This is a genomic window from Cyanobacterium sp. (assembly GCF_054166785.1).
This window is the reverse complement of record NZ_JBSZCP010000010.1, coordinates 1-3,842: the sequence shown is the minus strand read 5'-3', so window position 1 is coordinate 3,842 and position 3,842 is coordinate 1. Positions and strand designations below refer to the sequence as shown.

The following is a 3,842-nucleotide window of genomic DNA, read 5'->3' as shown; positions in this document are numbered from 1 at the left end:
GGAGAAAAGATTTCTTAAACTGAAAAAATATGCTCAATTAAAAGATATGACTATGACACAAATAATTGAGTCATATATTGATCGTATTAGCTTGGACAAGGCACAGGCAGAATAAATTCTGCTACGTTCGTTTTGCCACCCCTTAAAACAGGTGGCTATTTCTCACTCTTTTTTCTCGGTATTAAAACCCCTTGTTAAGATTAGCATTGCTTAATCATGGTATTGAGTATGACTGAATTATGTAAATAAATCAGTATTTAAGATATTAGTACCACTGCTATTGTCTATTCACCTAAATGACTTTGTAAGTCTTTGACCATGACTACATCGGTGAGGTTATATTGTAAAGGAGTGATGGTAATGTAGTTTTGTTTATTGGCTTGTACGTCGGTGGGTAATTCAGGGGGTAGGTAAATATGTTCGGGTTGATCTAGTTCTTCTACTAATTCCCCTGCTAACCAATAATAAGTCTTGCCACGGGGATCTAATCTTTTTTGAAAGTGTTCTACATATCTTCTTAATCCTTGTCTGGTAATTTTAATTCCTGCTATTTCTGATTCAGGCAGTGCTGGAATATTGACATTAAGAAGGGTTGAGTCGATGAGGGGTTTTTCTCGTAGTTGCTCGATGAGTTGGAGGGCGAAGTTGGCGGCGGGTTGAAATTCTCTGATGGTGAAGCTGGTTAGGCTAAGGGCGATGCTGGTGATGCCTTCGATGGTACCTTCCATGGCGGCGGAAACAGTACCTGAGTAAAGAATGTCTGTGCCGAGGTTAGAGCCTTGATTGATGCCTGAAAGTACGAAGTCGGGGCGATCGCCCATAATGGCACTTAGTCCTAATTTTACGCTATCGGAAGGAGTCCCAGAACAAGACCAAGCATTGATACTAGGGTGATATAATCCCTCTATTTGTTCAGCCCTGATGGGGTGATGGAGGGTTAAACCATGACCAGTGGCAGATCTTTCAATGTCGGGGGCTACTACCGTTACATCATGTCCTGCCTTAGCTAAAGTGTCGGCTAGGGTACGAATTCCTTTGGCAAAAATACCGTCGTCGTTACTGATTAAAATACGCATCTAAATAATTGATAATCGATAGTTGATAATTGATAATTGATAATTATTTTATTATCTCTTGCCCCTTGCCCCTTGCCTTTTGCCTACCCCAGTGGTACTACTGTTTAACCATCACCCAAAGAAAACTTTACTGTGACAATTTAATTTGTTGCCTAGGGCAAACGTAAAAGGAAAATAATCAGATTATGATATTTATTATCAGGTAAAACAATAAATCTGTAATTTGATCATTAACAAAAATCCTGTGTTACCTACTCATTTTAGACTGTTTGCAGCCGTCTAAGTACAATTACAGCATATAAAATTAAAAAATTAAAAGTTATGGATAATATAAAATCTAGCAAGTATTTAGATATTAAGTCTTTAGCCAAAATGTGGGATTTTATTCCCCAAGAATTTGGTGATACCTTAGCATTGCATGATCCCCATAATAAACCTGAGTTAAAGTTAACTTATCAAGAATTGTACGGTAAAATTAAGCAATTTGCCACGGCACTACAAGGTTTAGGTATTGGACAAGGGAGTAAGGTATGTTTGTTTGCGGATAATAGCCCCCGTTGGTTAATGGCAGATCAAGGTATTATTATGGCTGGGGCAGTGGATGCGGTGCGTTCTTCTGGGGCAGAAAAGAATGAGTTACTCTATATTTTGGATGATAGTGATAGTGTGGCTTTGGTGGTTCAGGATTTAGAATGTTTAGAAAAGTTACGCCCTGAATTAGACACTTATCCTCTCAAGGTCGTTGTTTTACTTTCCGATGAGGTGTTTGACGGAGACTTTCCTTGCCCTGTATATAATTTTTCTGCTTTGATGGAGTTGGGGGTGGATTCTTCTTTTGCTATGGTGGAAGGGGAAATTGATGATTTGGCTACTCTTATTTATACTTCAGGCACTACGGGTAAACCCAAGGGGGTGATGTTATCCCATCGCAATTTGTTACATCAGGTGCGTAATTTAGAGGTCATTATTCAACCAGCTAAGGGCGATCGCATTTTAACCATTTTACCTAGTTGGCACTCCTACGAAAGAGCCGCCGAATATTTCCTCTTATCTCGTGGTGCAACCTTAGTTTATACCAGTATCCGCTACTTTAAACAGGACTTAAAAGATTATAAACCTAACTATATGGTTGGTGTTCCCCGTCTGTGGGAATCCATTTATGAAGGGGTACAAAAAAATTTCCGTGATAGCGGTAAACAAAAATTAGTTAACTTCTTTCTAGGAATGTCTCAGGGCTACTTAGATGGTAAACGAGCCCAATTAGGATTAGACCTACAAAACCTAAACCCTACCGCAACGGATAAATTAGTAGGAACATTAAAAACCATAGTTTACTATCCTTTCCATGTACTGGGGGATAAATTAGTTTATACAAAAGTAAGAGAAGGGGTAGGAAATAGCATAAAAGCATGGATTAGTGGTGGTGGTTCATTAGCAAAACATATCGATAACTTTTTTCAAATTGTCGGTATTCCCCTTTTGGTGGGCTATGGCTTAACTGAAACCTCCCCCGTAACCAATGCCAGACGGATAAATCGTAATATTGTTGGTGCTTCTGGACAACCGTTACCGGAAACAGAAATTATGATTGTTGATCCTGAAACTAAAACTCCCTTACCCCAAGGACAAAGAGGACTTGTCTTTATTCGAGGTACTCAAGTAATGCAAGGATATTATAAAAAACCCGAAGCTACGGCAAAGGCAATTAATGAAGATGGTTGGTTTGATAGTGGCGATTTGGGGATGGTGACACCCGATAATGACCTTGTAATCACGGGTAGGGCAAAGGATACCATTGTATTAAGTAATGGGGAAAATATTGAGCCTCAACCCCTAGAAGATGTTTGCTTACGCAGTCCTTATGTGGATCAAATTATGTTGGTAGGGCAAGATCAAAAATATTTGGGTGCTTTGATTGTACCTAACCTTGAAGCCTTAAGTGCATGGGCAAAAGAAAATAAAGTTTCTTTCAGAATTCCTGATGTAGGCGCCCCTAGAGAGGAAGTGGAAAATAGTGATCTTTATTCTAAGGAGGTTCTGGCTTTATTTAAGCAAGAGTTGACCCGTGAGGTCAAAAATCGTCCGGGCTATCGTGCTGATGACCGTATCGCCGTTTTTGAGTTAATTTTAGAGCCTTTTTCCATGGGGAATGGTATGATGACCCAAACTCTGAAAGTGAAGCGTCCTGTGGTAACTAACCATTATCAAGACATGATAGACGCAATGTTTTAGGTTTTGAGCTATCCCTGCCATATTGGTGGGGAATTTCACCACAATTTATTATTACAAATCCTGTGAAAGATAAAGTTTTTTTTGCTTCAGAATAGTATGTTGAGCAATGGCTTCAAAATCTCGATCACAATGATAGAGAATAACATTATTTTCCATGGCAACAATGGCAATGGCACAGTCAATGGTACTACGAATCGTAATTCCTTTTCTTCTTAAATGAACTACAGCAATCCGCTACTCTGAGATTGCTGTTTCTGACGCTTCTTTGCAGACATCTGCTTTTTCGCCCCAAGTTGTCTCATGTTTCCACACTCGATAGAGCTTGACGACTCTGCGTCTAAAGAGGCACGTTCCATACCCCTGATGTAATTTTCGATGACCATTGCCGCAGCTGTATCCCGATTAGTAGTAAAACCGCAATTTTCGCATTTATGCACCCTCTCAGATAAAGACTTTTTCTTTTGATGTCCACACTTAGGGCAAGTCTGGGAGGGTTTTACTTTGCGAGTAGGAACTTCTATATACATTCCTCCT

3 protein-coding genes are annotated in these 3,842 nt (G+C 39.6%); 1 reads left to right on the top strand and 2 read right to left on the bottom strand.

Features of this window, described 5'->3' with window-relative positions:
* Positions 1 to 284 precede the first annotated feature (284 nt).
* A complete protein-coding gene (surE, locus tag ACXITR_RS01155) occupies positions 285 to 1,076 on the bottom strand; it encodes a 5'/3'-nucleotidase SurE (RefSeq protein WP_457995399.1) in 792 nt (263 codons plus the stop codon).
* Positions 1,077 to 1,397: 321 nt separating this feature from the next.
* Between surE and ACXITR_RS01150 the strand changes: the two genes are divergently transcribed.
* On the top strand, positions 1,398 to 3,308 hold the full coding sequence (locus ACXITR_RS01150; RefSeq protein ID WP_457995398.1) for a long-chain fatty acid--CoA ligase: 1,911 nt from the start codon (positions 1,398 to 1,400) through the stop codon (positions 3,306 to 3,308).
* Positions 3,309 to 3,529: 221 nt separating this feature from the next.
* Here the strand turns inward: ACXITR_RS01150 and ACXITR_RS01145 are convergent.
* On the bottom strand, positions 3,530 to 3,842 hold a 313-nt coding region (locus ACXITR_RS01145), incomplete at its 5' end, for a zinc ribbon domain-containing protein (RefSeq protein WP_457995397.1).

Excerpts from the sequence above, each read along its gene's own strand:
- ACXITR_RS01150 (WP_457995398.1), top strand. The coding sequence starts at position 1,398 with ATGGATAATATAAAATCTAGCAAGTATTTAGATATTAAGTCTTTAGCC.
- surE (WP_457995399.1), bottom strand. The coding sequence starts at position 1,076 with ATGCGTATTTTAATCAGTAACGACGACGGTATTTTTGCCAAAGGAATT.